Below are 16040 nucleotides of genomic sequence, written 5' to 3'. Positions count from 1 at the left end.
CGGGCCGGGTGCAGCGGCGCTGTCGTGCCCGCTCCCCGGGGAACGGGGGGCGGCGGGTCCTGCGGGGCGGCGGGTCTTACTTGGTCAGACCGGCCTTGACGGAGCAGACCGGCCAGGCGCCGGGGCCCTGGGCGGCGAGGACCTTCTCGCCGACGGCGATCTGCTGCGCCTTGGTGGCCTGGTGCGCCTGCGGGGCGTACGCGGTGCCACCGAAGGCGGCCCAGGTGCTGGAGGTGAACTGCAGGCCGCCGTAGAAGCCGTTGCCGGAGTTGATGGCCCAGTTACCGGTGGCCTCGCACGCGGCGACCTTGTCCCACACGGAGACCGGGGCGGCGGAGGCGCTGTTGGCCGCGACGAGGCCGGCCACCGGGAGGGCGGTGAGCGCCCCGGCCATCAGAGCCATCCGGACGCGGTTGCGGCGCTTGGTGGCGGTGGTGGTGGCAGCGGCGGTCTCGTTACGGAAGGTCATGGGTTTCCTTTCGGAGAGGGTCTGCGAGCGCGCGGAACCAGGCCCTCGGAAGGCCGTCGGTTTCGGGGACACGTCGTTCGCGTGGTTCGGCACCGTGTTCGCTCCGGGGCGGTGAGGCCCTCGTGAGCGGCTTGCTCGGTGCAACGACTTCGAAGTTACGGGGGCTGGAGGGGCGTTTCAAGGAATCGCAGGTTTAGCCACGTCAGAGCAGGGTTACCGCGCGTAAGGATCAAGAAAATGGGTGGATTTGAAGGCAAATGTCCCGATTTTCAAGATCAAACCTCTCGGGAAAGTGGCCTGGGCCACAGCAGGGGCCCTGTGAGGCCGCGCACACGGTCGACGGTGAGTGACGCACCCTCGGCGCGCCGTGCCCGAATCGGGCCCTCCGGAGGTCCGGCGCCGGCGGTCCGGGTGGCCCCGGCCACAGCCCTCACCCGTCGAGCCCCCTGCCGTCACGCACCGTGTCCGACATAGCCTCGGGCCATGACCAACGAGAGCGATGCGGAGCGGGGCGGAGCGGCCTTCGAGGGCGGGGAACCGGGCGCGGCGGCCGCCCCGGCCGGGTTCGAGCTGGGTACCGACGGCCCCAAGGTGATCCTGGCGGGACTGGACGGCTCGGACTCCTCCTGGCGCGCCACCGCCTACGCGGCCGGCCTGGCCCGGCGGCAGAACGCCACCCTGGCGATCGCCTACATCCAGCCGGTCCTGGGCGCGGCCACCGCCCTGGCGGGCGCGGCCGTCGAGGAGACCACCCGGGAGATCGCCGAGGAGCTGCTCACCGCGATCCGCGAGGCCGAGCACCGGATGCGCGACGTCTGGCGGGTGGACTGGCGGTTCCTGACCGTGCGGGGCGACCCGTACGCGGGACTGGCGCGGCTGGCGGACGAGCTGCGGGCCGACGGTGTGGTGGTCGGCGCCTCCGAGCAGGCCGGGCACCGGGTGATCGGATCGGTGGCGGTGCGGCTGGTCAAGGCGGGCCGCTGGCCGGTCACGGTGGTCCCGTAGACGCTCGTCGCGGAGTGGAAGGGAGGAGGGCTGCGGCCCCGGGGGTTCCGGGACCGCAGCCCTCGGCATGCGGTGGGGGCGCCGGCGTCACCGGCGCGCGGGCGGCTCTCCGGTCAGAGGATGGAGAGGCTGTTGCCGCAGACGTTGATCGGGATGCTGATCGGGATCTGGATCTGGTTGCCGGACAGCACGCCCGGCGAGTTGGCCACCACGCCGGTGGCCGAGGCCCCGCCCTCGTTGATACAGGTGGTGCCGCCTCCGCCTCCGCCGCCTCCGGGGAAGCCGTGGAAGGAGGGGGCCGTGGGGGCGTGGTGCTCGTGCTGGTGCTCGTGCTCGTCGCAGTCGCCCGCGAAGGCGGGGCCGGCGGAGAGGACCGCCAGCGCGGCGCTGAGGCCGGCGGCGATCAGGTACTTCCTGGTGTTGGTCATGCCGAAGGAATAGCCAGCCGACACGCTGAGGACGACACAATCCGACCATCGGATCACCCGATCGCAGTCGGAAGCGCACCCCGATGCAGGAACGCCCCCCACCCGCCCGGCGCAGCCGCCCGGGCGTCCGCCGCCCGGTGTTCCGGGGCGCCGGGCCCGGCCCCGGGGCCGTACGGGCCCGGCGATAGGGTGCATGCCCATGACGGACACCTCGGTCGATCCGCCCCGGACACCCCGCCGCTCCGCCGGAACGGGCGAGGCGGCGCGTCCCGCCGCACGGCCGTCCCGCCGCCCCGGCCGCCGGACGGACGACGTGAACGCCACCGCCGCCGCCACCACCGCCGCCACCACCACCGCCGCCACCACCGCCGCCGCTGCCGCCCGCTCCGACACCGGCCCGTCCGGCACCGATCTGCACCTCGACCTGCCCGCCGAGGGCAGCCGCCGGTCCGCCCTGATGGCCGCCCTGCGCGAGGCGATCCGCAGCGGCCGGCTCGCACCCGGCACCCGGCTGCCGCCCTACCGCACGCTCGCCGCCGACCTCGGCATCGCCCGCAACACCGCCGCCGACGCCTACGCCGAACTGGTCGCCGAGGGCTGGCTCACCGCCCGCCAGGGCTCCGGCACCGCCGTCGCCGAACGGGCCGAACCCGCCGCCGCCAACCGCGCCCGCCGCTCCTCCCGCCCGCCGCGCCCCGCCCACGACCTGCGGCAGGGCCAGCCGGACGCCGCCGCCTTCCCCCGCACCGCCTGGCTCGCCGCCGGGCGCCGGGCGCTCACCGCCGCGCCCAGCGAGGCGTTCGGCCCCGGTGATCCGCAGGGAAGGCGCGAGCTGCGCGAGGTCCTCGCCGACTACCTCGCCCGGGCCCGCGGGGTGCGGACCGACCCGGACCGGATCGTGGTCTGCTCCGGCTTCGCCCACGCGCTGCGCCTGCTGTTCGACGGCCCGCGCGCCGTGCTACCCGCCCGGAGCACCGGCCCGCTCGCCGTCGAGGGCTACGGCCTGCCCTTCCACCGCGGCCTGCTGGCCGCCGCCGGGGTCACCGCCGTCCCGCTCCCGCTCGACGAGGACGGCGCACGGGTCGGCGCCCTGGCCCACCACCGGGGGGTCCGGACCGCGCTGCTCACCCCCGCCCACCAGTTCCCGACCGGGGGGCCGCTGCACGCGGGCCGTCGGGCGGCGGTGGTCGACTGGGCGCGCGGCCGCGGCGGCCTGGTCCTGGAGGACGACTACGACGGCGAGTTCCGCTACGACCGGCAGCCGGTCGGCGCGGTGCAGGGCCTGGACCCGGAGCGCGTGGTCTACCTCGGGACGGCCAGCAAGAGCCTCAGCCCGGCGCTGCGGCTGGGCTGGATGGTGCTGCCGGACCACCTGGTGGACCGGGTGCTCGCGGCCAAGGGGGAACGCGAGGGCTGGGCCAGCGCGCTGGAGCAGCTCACCCTGGCCGAGTTCATCGACTCGGGCGGCTACGACCGGCACGTGCGGCGGATGCGCCGCCGCTACCGCGACCGCCGCGACCGGCTGGTCGACGCGCTGGCCGAGCGGGCCCCGCACATCGAGGTCACCGGGATCGCGGCCGGACTGCACGCGGTGCTCCGGCTCGCGCCCGGTACCGAGCGCTCGGTGCTCAAGGCGGCCGCCTACCGGGGGCTGGCCCTGGACGGCCTGGCCGACTTCCGGCACCCGCTGCTCGCGCCGGAGGCGATGCCGGCGGTGGACGGCCTGGTGGTCGGCTACGCCACCCCGCCCGACCACGCCTACCCGGCGGCGCTGGAGGCGCTCTGCGCGATCCTGCCCTCGCCGCTCTGACCGCTCCTCCGATCGCCGACCGGGGGCTCAGCCGGCCGGCCGGAGGCTCCGCCGCTCCGCGCGGGCGGGCGCGGAGGGTAGGGCCGGGGCCGCCCGGGTACGACGGGAACCGGAAGGTAATGGCCCAGGTGTCCGCTCGCGTGTCATATGCCGGTACGGACCGGTGCGGAGGCCGCCACCGGCGTCCGGGCGGCCCCCTACGCTCCTTGGTCATGCGCACTTCATTCCTGAGCCGCTTCGGCCTGCCCGCGATCCTCGCCTTCGTCGCCGCCCTGCTGCTGTCGGTGACCCCCGCCCACGCCGGCACCCCGGTGCTGTCCGTCGCCGTCGACAAGGCGACCGCCACCCCCGGCTCCGCCGTCACCCTGACGCTCACCCTGACCAACCCGCACGACACGCCGGCCCAGTTCGTCTACCAGTCCGTCCAGCCGACGTACAACACCACGCTGAACACCGGCCTGAAGTACGGCTTCTCCTCCTGCGGCGGCAATGTCACCAGCTGTGACACCGGCGCCACCAGTGGCCTGGTCCACCACTCCGTCCCGGTCGCGGCCGGCGCCACCACCACGGTCACGCTGACCTACACCATCGGCACCGACTCGGTCTGCGGCAACGGCGCGCGGATCGACTTCTACACCTACCTCTACTACGAGTACGCGAACGGCACCGCCAACGACTCCGGCATCTTCAACGTCCCCGGCAACGAGGTCGTCTGCTCCTGACGCCCGAGCCCGTTCCCCGATGACCCCCCGTCAGGTGCCGGTCGCCCCCGTAGCGGCACCTGACGGGGCCTTCGCCGCTTCCGGCGACGGCCCCCGCGGCCGTTGCCGCCCCGGCGTTGTCGGACCCACGTGGCAGGCTGGGCGCATGGCCGAACTCGTGACCACCGACACCCGCGTGACCGCCCCCGGTGAGGCCGTGCCGCCGATACCCGGCGAGGTCGCGGAACTGATCCGCGCCCGGGCCGGGGAGCGGCTGGCACCCCTGGTCCACGGGCTGTTCCGCTCCTCACTGGTCCTCGACCCGGTGGCGGACGCCGAGGACGCCGAGGATGCCGGGGAGGCCGGGGACGCGACGGCCCCCGGGCTCGTCGGCCGGCTCGGCGGGCTGCCCCCGCTGCCGACGGGCACCGACTGGCCGGAGTTCGCCGACCGCCCGATGCAGCTGCTCGCCCAGCTCGACTGCGCCGCGCTCGCCGCGGCCTTCGAGGCGGGCGGGCCGGACGCCGGCGGCTGGCCGCTGCCCGCCGACGGGCTGCTGCTCTTCTTCCAGGACGAATGGCTCTCCGACTTCACCGGTCGCGGCTGCCGCGTCCTGCACGTGCCCGCCGGTGCGCCGCCGCGGCCCGCGCCGTTCGCCGAGCGGGGCACACCCGCGGTCCCGGCCGTCCCGGTCCGGGCCGCCCGGGCCCTGTCCGCGCCGTCCTACCAGGACCGCGAGCTGGAGCGGCTGTTCCCCGACGACTTCCTGATCGCCCTCGACCTGGCCCAGGACCTCGCCGAGCAGCTGCCGCGCCCCGCGGTCCGGGTGCTCGGCTGGTGCGACAGCGACACCGGCCGCCCGGAGGGCCACCGCCCGCTGCTCCAGGTCGAGAGCGGTGTGCTGGCCGCCGACTGGGGCGAGTGCGTCAACGTCTCCTTCTGGATCACCCACGAGGACCTCGCGGCCGGGTGCTTCGACCGGGTCCGGCACGGCTTCGAGATCGCCTGACGGGCGGGAGTCCGCAGCCGCGGCCGTAGGCGGGTCCGGCCATGCGCGCCGGGTGGGCGGCCCCGGGGCTCGCACGCCCCCGGCCGCCGGGCCGGGGAGCCGCCCGCCGATCCGACGCGAACGGCCGGACGCGCCTAGGCTGGGAGGAGGCCCGGGTGAGTCGTCGGCCGCCGGTCCGGGCCCGGCCGGAGCGCGCGGCGGAGCGGTGGGACGGACGTGGCCCCAACGACAGACCCGGACCCGGGGCGGCAGAGCCCCGGACAGCAGGACCCCGGACGGCGGCAGGACCCCGGACACCCGGAGCAGCCCGGGGCCGACGAGAGCGCCCCGCTCGCCGAGCTGATGCGCTCGATGCGCGAGCACCCGTCCCGGATGCCGGAGCTGCTCGCCGTCTTCGGCGTCCGCCACCGGGGCCCCCGGGCCGCCCGCCGGGTCGCGAAGCTCCGGGCGGCCCACCCGGAGGCCACGGAGCGCGAGCTGGCGCAGCGGTCGGTCGACCACGCCCGCCGGGTCAGCCAGAACGAGGGCGCGTTCGTCGCCGGACCCTTCCTCTGGATGGCCCCGTTCGCCTTCTGCAGCGCGCTGCTCGCCCAGGGGCAGCTGCTGCTGGAACTCGCCGCCCTCGCCGGCAAGGACCCCACGGACCGGGCCCGCGCCCCCGAGCTGCTCGTCCTCCAGGGGGCCCACCCGGACCTCGCCGCCGCCGAACGGGCCCTCGCGGCCGGCCCGCCGCCCGACGAGGGCCCGGCGACCCGCCTCGGCCGCTTCCGGGGGTTCGGCTCGCTGCTGTGGCGTATGGCCCGCCTGCTCGGGCTGACCAGTGAGGACGTCGTCCCCCCGCCGTCCCGGTGGCGGACCGCGGGGGAGTGGGGGCTGCTCGCGCTGGTGTTCCTGGTGGGCTTCGTCGCCCCGCTGATCTGGCTCCCGTACATGGCGTTCTCCTACAACCGGGCCACCGACCGGCTGGCCGCCCGCGGGGTCGCGTTCCACTTCGGCGGGGAGTCGGCCGGGTGGCCGCCACCCCGCGGGACCCGGACCGACCCCGGGCTGGTGGTGGCCACCGCCCGGGCCGTGTTCGCGCTGTTCGTGCCGATCGCGGCGGTGGGCGTCCTGGCGGTTGCCGACATCCGGCTCGCCGACAGCAGATGGCCCGCGCTGGCCCTGGTGCTGGTCGTCCTCTCCGTCGTGGTGAGCGGGCTCTGGTGGATGGAGCACTGGCGCTCCCTGCACCCGCGCCGGAGCCGGCCGAAGCGCACCCGTGGGAGGTCGGCCTCCGCACCGCGGACGCCCCCTGACGAGGGGTCGCCGCGCGAAGGCTAGGCTGCCCGAAGGGTCCCGGGGAACGGCCGGGAGAAGGGTGGAACGGGGAACGGGTGCGAACCGTACAAGACCCCGCGCGAACGGCCGGCGGCGGCGGTCGCCGCCGCCCGGCGGGCGCTCAACCCGCACCCGGGCGGCCAGCTGGAGGAGAACATCCCCCGGCTGCACGGCCGTCCGGTGCCGGGTCTCCAGCGGTCTTCGTCTGCCGCTTCCCGCAGGCCCGCGAGGCGGACCGGGTGGGCCGGCCGTTCTTCGCCGGCTACGACGAACGGGCCACCTGGTTCGATCAGTTGAGGCCCGATTCGTTCGAACGACGCCCCTGGTTCACCGTGGAGCCGCGGTTCGCGGAGGCGCCGGCGCTGGTCTGATCGGGGCCCGGTCGGGCCCCCGGGGGCACCTGCGATCGCACGATGTTCGAATCCCGAACAGACATTCGATGGGCCCGTACTTCGCCGACCGGGGGGCGGGCCCGTGTGCTCCCCTGTTCGAATGGGGTGGATCGTTCCTGTGTCCGGGTGATTCGTATGCATAGGAACGATCGGCCCCGGTGGCACGTGGTCCTCGGATTCAAACCTTCCGATCGGAGAGATTCACCCTATCGGGGGGCGCTCGGCTGCGGTGCGGGGTTGCCGGGCCCTTGGTGATCTAGGGTTCCGATGGATTGCCCGAGCGGAAGCACCGCATCGCGAAGGCCGCCAACACTCCCACCGATACGCGTATCTGATGATCCGTCGCAATCGAGACACCGGCTGCCGCCGGCCGTGCGACGGGTCGGCGTGACCCGATCACACGAAGGAGATCCCTGCCGATGTCCGTGGAGACGACCACCCCGGAGACACCGCAGGTGGCCCAGCAGTCCAGCCTGACGACGGCCGCTGCGCGCAATCTTGCCACGACCACCAAGTCCGCACCGCAGATGCAGGAGATCACCTCCCGCTGGCTGCTCAAGGTGCTGCCCTGGGTGCAGGCCGCCGGTGGCGCCTACCGGGTCAACCGCCGGCTGACCTACGCCGTCGGCGACGGCCGGATCGAGTTCATCAAGACCGGTTCCGAGGTCCGGGTGATCCCGCAGGAGCTCGGCGAACTCGCCCTGCTGCGCGGCTTCGAGGACGACGAGGCGCTCACCGCGCTGGCCGACCGCTGCGAGCAGCGCGACTTCGGCCCGGGCGAGGTGCTCGCCGAGCGCGGTGCGCCCGCGGACCGGATCTACCTGATCGCGCACGGCAAGATCAACCAGATCGGCACCGGCAAGTACGGTGACGAGACGGTGGTCAGCGTGCTCGGCGACGGCGACCGCTTCGGCGAGAACGCGGTGCTCGACCCCGACGCGGTCTGGGAGTTCACGGCCAAGACGGTGACCGCCGGCACCGTGCTCTCGCTGCCGCGCCGGGACTTCGAGCAGATCCGGGACAACTCGCCCGCGCTGCAGCAGCACCTGGAGGCCTTCCTCGCCCTGCCGCTCCAGGCGCAGAACGAGCGCGGCGAGGCCGAGATCGCCATGTCGGCCGGCCACCACGGCGAGTACCAGCTCCCCGGCGCCTTCGTGGACTACGAGCTCAAGCCGCGCGAGTACGAGCTGAGCGTCGCCCAGACGATCCTCAAGGTGCACACCCGGGTCGCCGACCTCTACAACCAGCCGATGAACCAGATCGAGCACCAGCTGCGGCTGACCATCGAGGCCCTGCGCGAGCGCCAGGAGCACGAGCTGGTCAACAACCCGGAGTTCGGCCTGCTCAACAACGCCGACTTCGACCAGCGCATCCAGACCCACTCCGGCCCGCCCACCCCGGACGACCTGGACGAGCTGCTCAACCGCCGCCGCGACCCCGACTACCTGCTCGCCCACCCGCGGACCATCGCCGCGATCGGCCGCGAGCTGAACGCGCGCGGGCTCTACCCGCACCACGTCGACCTCGGCGGGCAGCAGGTGCCGGCGTGGCGCGGCGTTCCGATCCTGCCGTGCAACAAGATCCCGATCAGCAAGGAGAACACCAGCTCGATCCTGGTGATCCGTACCGGCGAGGACAACCAGGGCGTCATCGGCCTGCACCAGACCGGCATTCCGGACGAGTACCAGCCGAGCCTGTCGGTCCGGTTCATGGGCATCGACGAGAAGGCGATCATCTCCTACCTTGTGAGTGCCTACTACTCCGCCGCGATCCTGGTTCCGGACGCGGTCGGTGTGCTGGAGAACGTCGAGATCGCGCACGGGCGCCGCTGAGGCGCAGCTCGGGCGGGCCGTCCCCGGAGGGCCCGCCCCGGGCCGGGCGTAACCCGGTCCACCGCATGATCGTTTCACCGGATGCCGGACGGCCCGCCCCTGCGGCGGGCCGTCCGGTGTCGGCCCCCGCCCGGCGCGGCCGACCTCCTGACGACGCGAGAGGTGCACGGAGCCATGCCGCAGCCCCAGCCGCCCCGGCGGATACCGATGGACGGGCCGTCGTGACCGCGGACCGGGGCCCGGCAGCCGACGCCGCCGGGCCCGGTGCCTCCGGCGGCTCCCGTGCGCGGCGGATCCGGCTGGCCGGCGCGGCCGCCGGGGTGGCCGCGCTCTGCGCGCTGGTGAGCGGCTCCGCCGCCGCGCGTCCGACGGCGGCGCAGCACGGCGGGGGGTGGCCGCACGGACCGGTCGTCGAGACCTGTGTCACCACGAGGACGGACGTCGCGGTCGGGGTGGACCGGGGGGAGGTGGACGTCGAGGTGGACGTGGACGTCGAGGTCGGCGTGAGCGTCGACATTTCCGGGCTCCTGCACCACCCGCACCCGACGCCGACCCCGAAGCCGTGGCCCACCAGGCCCTGGCCGCCGAGGCCGACGCACCACCACCCCTGTCCGTCGCCGTCGCCGTCGCCGTCGCCGAGTCCGAAGCCGACCGCCACGCCGACGCCGACCCCCACGCCGACGCCCACGGCCACCCCGACACCGGCCCCCGGCGCGACGCCGACGCCGACGCCGACCGTCACGCCGGTGCCCACCCCGGTGCCCACCCCGACGCCGAGCCGGGCTCCGGTGCAGCCCGTCCCGCCGGCCCCGCCCGCCCCGACGCCGAGGCCCACTCCGCCGCCCGCGTCGCCCCGGCCGCCGGCCCCCGCTCCCACCCCCACGCCGAGACCGGCGACCCCGCCGCCCGCGCCGGTGGTCCCGCCCCCGCCGCCCGCGCCCGAACCGCCCGCGCCGACTCCGCCGCCGCCCACCCCGGCGCCCCCGGTGCCCAGCCCGGTGCGGTCGGCCGTGACGCTGCGGCCCGTCCCGCCGGCCCCGCCGCCCGTCGAGGCGCCCGAGCGGCACCACGGCGGCGCGACGACCAGGACCATGCTGGTGGTCACCGTGCCCGCTGTCCTCGCGGCGGCGGCCCTGCGCCCCCGTGGCCGGGCCGGCCGCGGTGGTGGTGGCGGCGGCTCCCGCGGTTCCGGCGGCTCCGGTGGTTCTGGTGGTTCCAGCGGCTCCTGACGCCGCCTCCCCTTCGGATTCCCTTCCCCCTTCGCTTCCCGGTCGTCGGACCGTACCCGGCCCGACGACCGGTCCCGACTGCTTCCGATCGACCCTGTCGATCCCCGACCGAGAAAGGAGTTCCCATGTCCGAGTGGTTGGCGCTGGCCATCGCCATGCTGGCGGCCGGTGCCGTCGTGGTGGCGGTGGTGCTGCTGAGGCACCGCCGCGCCGGTGAGGACGAGGACACCGACGAGACGCCCGACGTCATCGAGTACATGACGATGATGATCGGCGTGGTCTACGCGATCGTGCTCGGCCTCGCCATCGCCGGCGTCTGGGAGGCGCGCGGCGTGGCGCAGGACGACGTCTTCCGCGAGGCGCAGTCGCTGCACGAGGTGAGCGAGCGCGCCCAGGTCTACCCGGTGGAGTTCCGCGACAGGATCCGCGACGACGTCGACGCCTACGTCTCCTACGTGGTGGACGTGGAGTGGACGTACATGCGCGAGAACGGCGAGCTCTCGGAGCGGGGCACCGAGTTGCTGGAGAAGCTGCGCACCGACGTCGCGACCCGTGCCCCGGCCTCCGACCTGGAGGCCCAGGCCTATCAGCCGATCATGGACCGGATCAGCGTCGCCGACGACGCCCGCAACGCGCGCGGTCAGAACGCCGGACCGACCATGCCCGGCGTGGTCTGGTTCGGCCTGATCGTGGGCGCGGTGGTGACGGTGGGCATGGTGTTCGCCCTGCAGATCCGGCGCTCCACCCGGGAGTTGCTGCTGGCCGGCGCGTTCAGCGCGCTGATCGCCTTCCTGCTGTTCCTGATCTGGGACTTCGACGATCCGTTCGGCCGCAGCGTCTCGGTCACCACCCAGACGTTCACCGACCTGTTCCCGCACCTGGGCGGCGGGAGCGGCTGAGCGGCGTCGCCGGTTCTCCGGCCGGCCGACCCCCGCGCCCGCGGCCTTCGATAGTCTGAGCGAGCCGTTGGGGGTCGGCCCCGGCGTGCCCGCGCCGAGAGGAACCGCCAGCGTTGTCCCATCAACAGCCCGCCCAGGGCGAACCGTTCCCGACGACCCAGCGCCCCGGACGCGCCTGGTGGTGGCTGCCGGCCGAGGAACGCCGTCGGCGCAAGCGCCAGCAGCAGGAGTGGAAGGCGTACCTGCGCCGGCACGGGGAGCGGAAGAAGGAGAACGAACTGGATGACTGCCTCCCCTCCGGTTGCAGCGGGGGCGGTGGCGGCGGCGGTTGCGGCGGTGGGGGCGGCGGGTGCGACGGCCCCTGCCTCATCGCCCTGTTCCCGGTGATGATGGCCGCCGGCGTCCGGTTCGCCCTCACCGGCGGCCGCGGACGGCGGGCGGCGCACGGTACGGACCCCGCCGCGCCCCCGCCGCGGGGCCTGGCCGCCGGGGTGCTGTACGGCGCGGTGCGGCACTACCGCACCGAGATCAGCCCGCAGCGCCCGGCCTGCTGCCCGTACACCCCGACCTGCTCGACCTACGCCGTCCAGGCGCTGCACCGGCACGGCGCGCTGCGCGGTGCCCGGCTGACGGCGGGCCGGCTGCTGCGCTGCCGCCCCGGGGCGGCCCGGCGCGGCGGCGGCGTCGACCCGGTGCCGGAGCGCTGAGGCCGGCACACCGGTACCCGAGCGAGGCCGCGAAGCCCCGGGGGCCGGCCGGTGCACCACCACCGGCCGGCCCCGCAGGGACCGTTGACGCGGAGCGTCAGTTCAGGCTGCCGCTCATCGCGTTGAGCATGGTGCCGGAGGCGTCGTCGTTCTCCAGGGAGAAGGCGAACATCCCGGCCAGGCCCTTGCTCTTCGCGTAGGCGCCGCGGGCCTGGACGGCCTGCGGGGTGTCACCGGTCCAGAAGTTGGTGCCGTCGTAGACCCAGGAGGACTCGGTCACCGGGTCCCAGTGGATGTTGGCGGCGGCCGGGTTGAGCTCCTTCCAGGCGGCCAGGCCGGCCTCCGCGCTCAGCGGCTTGGCCGGGGTCGGGCCGGTCGCGCTCTGGTAGAGGCCGAAGTTGTTGCCGGCCGGCACGCCGGTCCAGCCCCGCCAGTAGAAGGGCACGCCCAGCACGATCTTGTTGGCCGGGAAGCCGCCCGCGATGCCGTACTCCGGCAGGCCGGTGGTGTACGCGGCCAGCGTGGTGTCGATGTTGTACTTCCGGTTGCCCGGGGTGATCGGCGTGGTCGGGTCGGCCGGGCTGTCGTGCAGCGGGTCCTGGTGGTTCGTCGGGCCCTTGGCGTCCCACGCGCCGTGCATGTCGTAGGTCATGACGTCGGCGTAGTCCAGGTAGGCGCCGATCTTGTCGGTCTCCAGCTGTGCGATCTTGTCCTGGCCGCTGGGCAGCGCCGCAGTCAGCAGGAACTTCTTGCCCTGGGCGTTGCCGAGGGCGTCCAGCTGGGTGCGGAACTCCTTCAGCAGCAGGGTGAAGTTCTGCTTGTCGGCGGGGGAGTAGTGGTTGCCGGTGTGGCCGCCGGCCGAGCCGGGGTACTCCCAGTCGAGGTCGATGCCGTCGAAGAGCCCGGCCGCCGCCGCGGCGCCGCCCGCCGGGTCGCCGGCCACGTTGGTGGGCAGGTTGCCCTTGAGGAACATGTCGACGCAGGAGGAGACGAACTTCTTGCGGGAGGCGTCGGTCGCGGCCGCGTCGGAGAAGTACTTGGAGTACGTCCAGCCGCCGATGGAGATGGCGATCCGCAGGTTCGGGTACTTGGCCTTCAGCTGGCGCAGCTGGTTGAAGTTGCCCTTGAGCGGCTGCTCCCAGGTGTCGGCGGTGCCGTCCACGCTGGCCGTGCCGTTGTAGTCGGCCTGGTAGTCCGCGTAGGCGTCGCCGGCGCCGTCACCGGCGTTCGGGTTGTTCTCGTTGCCCGAGTCCGAGGCCTTGACCGCCTGGAAGCAGGTCAGGTTGGTCGGGTGGATGTTGGCGAAGGCGTACTGGAGGACGTCCAGCTTGCCGGCCGAGCCGCTGGTGTCGACGTTCTTCGCGTGGTACGCGTTCTCGTAGACGCCCCACTGGTCGAAGTAGGCCGCGCGGAACGGGCTGTTGGCGGGCGCCGCGGCCGTGGTGGTGCTCACCGGGGCGGACTGGGCCGAGGCGTGGCTGCCGGAGTAGCCCTGGACGGTGAAGGTGTAGCCGCGGGTCGGCAGCAGCGAGCTGACCGCCACCGAGGTGCCCATCGAGGTGGCGACCAGCTGGTTGCCCGCGTACACCTTGTAGGCGACCGGGGCGTCGCCGGCGGTCGCGGTGGACGGCTGCCAGGTGAGGACCACGGCGTTGTGGGTGACCTTGGAGACGGTGACGCCGCTCGGGGTGGTGACCTTGCCGTCCCCGGCGGGGCCGGTGCCGGTCGAGGTGGCGGTGGGCGTCGCGGTCGGACTGTTGGTAGCCGTGGGGCTGTTGGTGGCGGTCGGGCTGTTGGTCGCGGTGGGGCTGTTCGTCGCGGTCGGGCTGTTGGTGGCCGTCGGGCTGCTCGTGGCGGTGGGGCTGGTGGTCGCCGTCGGGCTGGCCGTGCCGGTCGGGCCCGCCGGGCCGGTCAGGCTGAGGTCGTCGGCCTGGTACGCGCCGGTGCCGTACCAGCCGTGCGTGGCGACGGTCACCGAGGTGGTGGCCGCGCCCGTGGTGAAGGTGGTGCTCAGCTGGGTCCAGCCGGTCGCGTTGGGCGCCCAGGTCTGGGCGTTGACGCCGGTCCCGGTCGCGCTCAGGTAGACGTAGCTGCCGCGCACCCAGGCGGCCAGGGTGTAGGTGGTGTTCGGCTGCACGGTGACGGTCTGCTGGCACTGCGCGGTGTCGGACGCCGAGGCGGCGCCGTTGAGCGCGTAAGTGCCGCCGTGCACCGGGGTCGTGACGACCGATCCGTTGGCGCAGGCCCAGCCGGCCAGGGTGCCGGTCTCCAGGTCGCCGTTGGCGAGCAGGTTGACGGCGGCGGCGGAGGCGGTGTCGAGGGAGAGGGCGAGGGCGGCGCCGCCGGTGCTGAGGGTGGCGGCCAGGGCGAGCGCGAGCGCCCGGCGGCGCGGGGCGACGGCCCGGCGCTCAGCGGGGCGCGCGGACATGACACGGTCGTGCATGCGATGGTCCTCCGGAGGAGTGGGGGTTCCGGCGGTGCGGCGGCCCGGGATGGGCCGGGGGGAGCCGGACCGGGCGCTGTGGGGGCGCGCGGTCTGGTGAACACGTGCGGCAGGGCAGGATGCGGCAGGGCGTGCGGGAGCGTGGACCCGTCCGGCCCGGGGGCCGTCGCGGTCACGACATCACAGATTGGACTGGACCAATATTCGCCGTCAAGGGTGTCCGGTGGGCGGACCGTCGGCGGCCGCACGACCGGTGGGACGGGCCCGGGCCCGGTACGGTGGCCTCCCGAGAGGTCCCGCGTCGAACGGAGAACGGGTCATGGACAGCCGCGCCTGGGACGACCGCTACGCCGCCAGCGAGCTGGTCTGGGGCACCGAACCCAACCGCTGGGTGGTCCGCGAACTGGCGGGGCTCGCCCCCGGGCGGGCCCTGGACCTCGCCGCCGGGGAGGGCCGCAACAGCATGTGGCTGGCCGGCCTCGGCTGGGAGGTCACCGGCCTGGACTTCTCCACCGTCGCCCTCGGCCGCGCCGAACGGCTCACCGCCGCCCTTCCCGACGAGGTCGCCGACCGCCTCACCTGGCGGCACGGCGACGCCCGCGCCTTCGAGGCCCCGCCCGAGCGCTACGACCTGGTCCTGGTCGCCTACCTGCAGCTCCCCGCCGAGGACCGCCGGGCCGCGCTGCGCCGGGGCGCGGGGGTCCTAGCGCCGGGCGGCACCCTGCTGGTGGTCGGCCACGACTCCACCAACCTGACCGAGGGGGTCGGCGGCCCTCAGGACCCCGCGGTGCTCTTCACCCCCGAGGACGTCCTCGCCGACCTGGCCGGCACGGGACTGCGCACCGTCCGTGCCGAACGGGTCCGCCGCCCGGTGGGCGAGGGGGCGGAGGCGGTCGACGCCCTGGTCCGCCTGGAGCGCGCCGCCTGACCGGGGGGCCTGCGGGTCCGGACCAATTCCCCCATTCGGGAGGATCCGTGAATACCGGTCGATATGAAGGCGATGCACCACGGGGCGTCATTTCCGGCACCGTTGAAGGCGAATTCCCGAACGGTTAGTGTTCGATCCGACGGGTGCGCCGAGCGCCCGTCATCGGTCGGAATTCCGACAACCGGAGGGGATTGCTCATGCAGGGAACCATGCGCAGGCCGGTTCGTTTCGTCGCCGGCTCCGTCACCGCGGTCGCGCTGGCGGCCTCGGCCCTGGTCGGCGTCACGGGGAGCGCCTCGGCCGCCGGTGCGGCCCCGGCGGGCGCTCCCGCCGCCCGGGCCGGTGCGCCGGCCGTGCCGGACGGGGTGCTCGCCGACCCCGGCCAGGGGTCGAGGCTCCAGAACGTGAACAGCGGAAGGTGTCTGGTGCTCCAGGGCTACAGCAACAACAGCCAGGCCTTCCAGTTCGACTGCGGCGGATTCGACGACCAGTACTGGATCTTCGACAAGGTCTACGGGAAGGACAACGCCTTCCGGATCAGGAACTTCCACAGCGGGAAGTGCCTGGTCGCGCGCGGCGTCACCGGGGAGTCGCCGGTGGTCTCCACCGACTGCGCGGACTACGACGACCAGCTCTGGTGGGCCGTCTCGCTGCAGATGGGCGGCTACCAGCTGAAGAACTACTACAGCCTGCGCTGCATGATCGTCCGGGGCGGCGAGCCCGGGAACGGCGCGGTGGTGGGCGGCTGCGACAAGTACTTCGCCGACCAGCGCTGGACCTGGTAGCCGTCCGGATCGCCGGTGGTGCCGTGCCGTCGGCGGACGGTGCGGCACCACCTGCTTCCGCCGGGCGCGGGCGGGGTATGCAGCTG

General features: G+C 74.4%; 15 protein-coding genes. 12 read left to right on the top strand and 3 right to left on the bottom strand.

All coding sequences use genetic code 11. From position 1 onward, the window contains the following. Positions 1 to 76: 76 nt before the first annotated feature. On the bottom strand, positions 77 to 469 hold the full coding sequence (locus ACFVFS_RS04670; protein WP_380620095.1) for a transglycosylase family protein: 393 nt from the start codon (positions 467 to 469) through the stop codon (positions 77 to 79). Between the two features lie 483 nt (positions 470 to 952). Between ACFVFS_RS04670 and ACFVFS_RS04665 the strand changes: the two genes are divergently transcribed. After that, the gene (locus ACFVFS_RS04665) at positions 953 to 1474 is read left to right on the top strand and encodes a universal stress protein (RefSeq protein ID WP_380620092.1); all 522 of its coding nucleotides are present in this window, start codon (positions 953 to 955) and stop codon (positions 1472 to 1474) included. A 113-nt stretch (positions 1475 to 1587) separates the two neighbouring features. On the opposite strand, the gene ACFVFS_RS04660 is transcribed toward ACFVFS_RS04665, so the two are convergent. Continuing rightward, positions 1588 to 1902 (bottom strand): chaplin family protein, encoded by a 315-nt coding sequence (locus ACFVFS_RS04660; RefSeq protein ID WP_380620089.1) that lies wholly within the window; start codon positions 1900 to 1902, stop codon positions 1588 to 1590. 199 nt (positions 1903 to 2101) lie between these two features. On the opposite strand from ACFVFS_RS04660, the gene ACFVFS_RS04655 reads away from it, so the two are divergent. The 9 genes from ACFVFS_RS04655 to yidD all read left to right on the top strand — a co-directional run bounded on the left by ACFVFS_RS04655 (position 2102) and on the right by yidD (position 11798). After that, positions 2102 to 3712: a PLP-dependent aminotransferase family protein gene (locus ACFVFS_RS04655; RefSeq protein ID WP_380620087.1), complete on the top strand. Its 1611-nt coding sequence runs from the start codon at positions 2102 to 2104 to the stop codon at positions 3710 to 3712. A 212-nt stretch (positions 3713 to 3924) separates the two neighbouring features. Then, positions 3925 to 4434 (top strand): hypothetical protein, encoded by a 510-nt coding sequence (locus ACFVFS_RS04650; protein ID WP_380620084.1) that lies wholly within the window; start codon positions 3925 to 3927, stop codon positions 4432 to 4434. 145 nt (positions 4435 to 4579) lie between these two features. Beyond that, positions 4580 to 5422, top strand: a complete 843-nt coding sequence (locus ACFVFS_RS04645; RefSeq protein WP_380620082.1) for a DUF1963 domain-containing protein — start codon at positions 4580 to 4582, stop codon at positions 5420 to 5422. A gap of 216 nt (positions 5423 to 5638) precedes the next feature. Next, positions 5639 to 6742 carry a hypothetical protein gene (locus ACFVFS_RS04640; protein ID WP_380620079.1) on the top strand — a complete coding sequence of 368 codons (1104 nt, stop codon included), beginning with the start codon at positions 5639 to 5641 and terminating at the stop codon, positions 6740 to 6742. A gap of 236 nt (positions 6743 to 6978) precedes the next feature. Beyond that, positions 6979 to 7110, top strand: a complete 132-nt coding sequence (locus ACFVFS_RS04635) for a hypothetical protein (protein WP_380620077.1) — start codon at positions 6979 to 6981, stop codon at positions 7108 to 7110. 440 nt (positions 7111 to 7550) lie between these two features. After that, positions 7551 to 8963 carry a family 2B encapsulin nanocompartment shell protein gene (locus tag ACFVFS_RS04630; RefSeq protein WP_380620074.1) on the top strand — a complete coding sequence of 471 codons (1413 nt, stop codon included), beginning with the start codon at positions 7551 to 7553 and terminating at the stop codon, positions 8961 to 8963. A gap of 221 nt (positions 8964 to 9184) precedes the next feature. Continuing rightward, positions 9185 to 10192 carry a hypothetical protein gene (locus tag ACFVFS_RS04625; protein ID WP_380620072.1) on the top strand — a complete coding sequence of 336 codons (1008 nt, stop codon included), beginning with the start codon at positions 9185 to 9187 and terminating at the stop codon, positions 10190 to 10192. Between the two features lie 125 nt (positions 10193 to 10317). Continuing rightward, positions 10318 to 11091, top strand: a complete 774-nt coding sequence (locus tag ACFVFS_RS04620) for a hypothetical protein (RefSeq protein WP_380620070.1) — start codon at positions 10318 to 10320, stop codon at positions 11089 to 11091. A gap of 113 nt (positions 11092 to 11204) precedes the next feature. Beyond that, a complete protein-coding gene (gene yidD, locus ACFVFS_RS04615; protein ID WP_380620068.1) occupies positions 11205 to 11798 on the top strand; it encodes a membrane protein insertion efficiency factor YidD in 594 nt (197 codons plus the stop codon). Positions 11799 to 11895: 97 nt separating this feature from the next. On the opposite strand, the gene ACFVFS_RS04610 is transcribed toward yidD, so the two are convergent. Next, the gene (locus ACFVFS_RS04610) at positions 11896 to 14241 is read right to left on the bottom strand and encodes a glycosyl hydrolase family 18 protein (RefSeq protein WP_380620065.1); all 2346 of its coding nucleotides are present in this window, start codon (positions 14239 to 14241) and stop codon (positions 11896 to 11898) included. Positions 14242 to 14560: 319 nt separating this feature from the next. Here ACFVFS_RS04610 and ACFVFS_RS04605 point away from each other — a divergent pair, with 319 nt between their 5' ends. Both ACFVFS_RS04605 and ACFVFS_RS04600 read left to right on the top strand, forming a co-directional pair. Next, positions 14561 to 15169, top strand: a complete 609-nt coding sequence (locus ACFVFS_RS04605; protein ID WP_380620062.1) for a class I SAM-dependent methyltransferase — start codon at positions 14561 to 14563, stop codon at positions 15167 to 15169. Positions 15170 to 15366: 197 nt separating this feature from the next. After that, complete coding sequence (locus ACFVFS_RS04600; RefSeq protein ID WP_380620060.1) at positions 15367 to 15954, top strand: RICIN domain-containing protein; 588 nt, start codon at positions 15367 to 15369, stop codon at positions 15952 to 15954. Positions 15955 to 16040: the final 86 nt, after the last annotated feature.

The sequence above is a fragment of the Kitasatospora sp. NPDC057692 genome, assembly GCF_042799475.1.
GTDB lineage: Bacteria > Actinomycetota > Actinomycetes > Streptomycetales > Streptomycetaceae > Kitasatospora.
Note: the sequence above shows the minus strand (reverse complement) of the source record. Positions and strands in the feature narration are given on the sequence as shown.